The organism is Methylibium sp. T29-B (assembly GCF_000576225.1).
Lineage (GTDB): Bacteria > Pseudomonadota > Gammaproteobacteria > Burkholderiales > Burkholderiaceae_C > Methylibium > Methylibium petroleiphilum.
In genome coordinates this window covers 1-2025 of sequence record NZ_AZSN01000313.1, presented here as the reverse complement: position 1 = coordinate 2025, position 2025 = coordinate 1, and the positions used below count along the sequence as shown (strand labels likewise).

General features: G+C 74.4%; 2 protein-coding genes. Both read right to left on the bottom strand.

The genetic code is table 11. The annotated features are described in order from the left end of the window. Positions 1 to 1076: GTPase domain-containing protein (locus tag Y694_RS21500; protein ID WP_155935894.1), on the bottom strand; the 1076-nt coding region annotated here is incomplete at its 3' end. Continuing rightward, positions 1073 to 2025: DUF2868 domain-containing protein (locus tag Y694_RS21495; RefSeq protein ID WP_155935893.1), on the bottom strand; the 953-nt coding region annotated here is incomplete at its 5' end. The genes Y694_RS21500 and Y694_RS21495, both read right to left, overlap by 4 nt.

Genomic DNA, 2025 nt, shown 5'->3' with positions numbered 1-2025 from the left:
GCGTGAGGCCGCCGGTGGCGATGTCGGCCTTCAGCCCGGCCAGCGCGCCGGTCAGCAGCCCGCCCAGCACCGCGGCCTTGCCCTCGCTGGCCGGCTCCCGCACCGCGTAGTGCTCGGCCAGGCGCGTCAGCACTCTCTCGGTCGCCCGGCCGTCCAGACCGTGCAGGTGGATCAGCCGGTCGGTCGAGGCGCGGACGTCGGCGTCGAGTCGCTCGGCCAGCGCCTGCATCGCCCGTTCGCGCGGCGTGACCGTGCCCTCGCGACGCAGCCGAGCGCGCGCCCACCTGGCGCAGCCGGCCGCTCCAGCCGGCCTCGACCACCGGTTCGCGGTCGAACGCAGCGCGCGCCAGCCGCTCGGCCAGCACCTCCATGGCTGCCGACCAGGTGGCCCGTCCGCGTTCGTCCCAGGCGGTGCGCAGGCGTTCGAACGCGGCCTGCCGTGCCGCCGGCAGTGCTGCTCCCACGGCCTGCAGCAGCCTGCCTTCCTGGACCCAGCAGCGCACGAAGGCGTCGAGTGCGAGCACCTCGCGCACACAGCTGAACGGTTGCACCCGCTCTCGCCAGCGCTGCAGTTCCGCGGCTTCGGCCTGCGGCGGTTGCGGCCGGCCCAACTGATTGAGCAGCACCAGCACCGGCTTGTCGATCAGCTCCAGCACCCGCAGCTCCGCGTCGAGGTAGCCGGCGTCCTGCGGCGACTCGGAAGCGTTGACGAGGTAGAGCACCGCATCGGCCTGCTCGAGCACGTTGCGCACCGCGCGCTGGCTGGACCAGAAGGCGCGGTCGCGGAAGCGGTCCCAGACCTCGCTCAGGAACCAGCCGATCGGGTTGCCGGCCTGCGCGAGCCGTTTCGCGAGCCGCGCGCTGTCGCCGAAGCCGGGCGTGTCCCACAGCAGCAGGCGGTCGCCGGTGGGCGACTCGACCAGCGTGTGCGGCTCGGCGCTCTGCGTCACGTGCGCCTCGTCGCGCACTTCGCCGATGTCGCGCCGGAGCAGGCTGCGCGCCAGCGTGGTCTTGCCCACGTTGGTGTGCGACACGAGGCTCAGCGCCACGGTGACGGCGCTCGCGTCCGCGCTCATGCCTGCAGCCCCTTGTCCGCTTCGAGCACCTGCAGGTCCGGCGCGGACAGGTCGACGAACACCGGCGTTTGCCCCAGCTCGCCCAGCATCTGCCGCCAGGCCGTGCGCCGCTGCTCGTGTCGCGCGGCGCCGTCGGCGCCGCCGAAGCGGGCCCGGAAACCCGATTCGTCGACCAGCACCACCAGCTGTTGACCGGCAGGCGCCCGCGCGGCGAGCGCCTGCACGAAGGCGCCGTGGGTCTCGCGCTCCGGCGTCGCAGTCAGCGCGAACAGCACCACGACGACCGCGCCGGGCGACGGCGGCAGCGACAGGGTCGCGAGCTCGTCCTCGCCGCCGAGCGGGACACTGTCGTTCAGGCGCAGGTCCAGCCGCGGGCCCAGGCCGCTTTCCAGCGCGGCACGCAGCGCGGGCTGCAGGGCTGGCGGCAGCGCATAGCTGTAGGGCAGGACCTGCACGGCACGGCGTTCTCCGTCACGGGCCGGCAGCAGGCGCTGGTAATAGGGCTCGTCCAGCAGCAGCGGCAGGTGCTGCGCCAGGCGGTGCGCCTGCCAGGCGGCCGACAGCGCGAGCGCGGTGCGCGGCAGCAGCACGGCCAGCGCGATCGTCAGCGCGTACAGGTGGATCCAGCGCGCGGCGTTCTCACCCGGCCCGACCGAGAAACGCAGGCTCGCGAGCTGTGCCGCGTCGGGCAGCGCCAGGCCCGACAGCGCCGAGGCCGGCCCGAGCACGAGGCCCAGCCACTGCTGCACGTGCTGCGCAGTCAAGAAGGTGCTGTCCCAGCCGGCGCGGTACTCGAAGGCGATGCCGCGCAGGTAGAGCGCGGCCAGCGCGCCGATCGCGAATGCGGCCGCGGCTGCGTGCAGCACCGTGGCGATCCGGGCGCCGTGCAGCGCCGCCGAGGCCTCGGCCCAGGCGGAGGCGAAGCGCCGCAGCGTGGACGCTGCGGGAG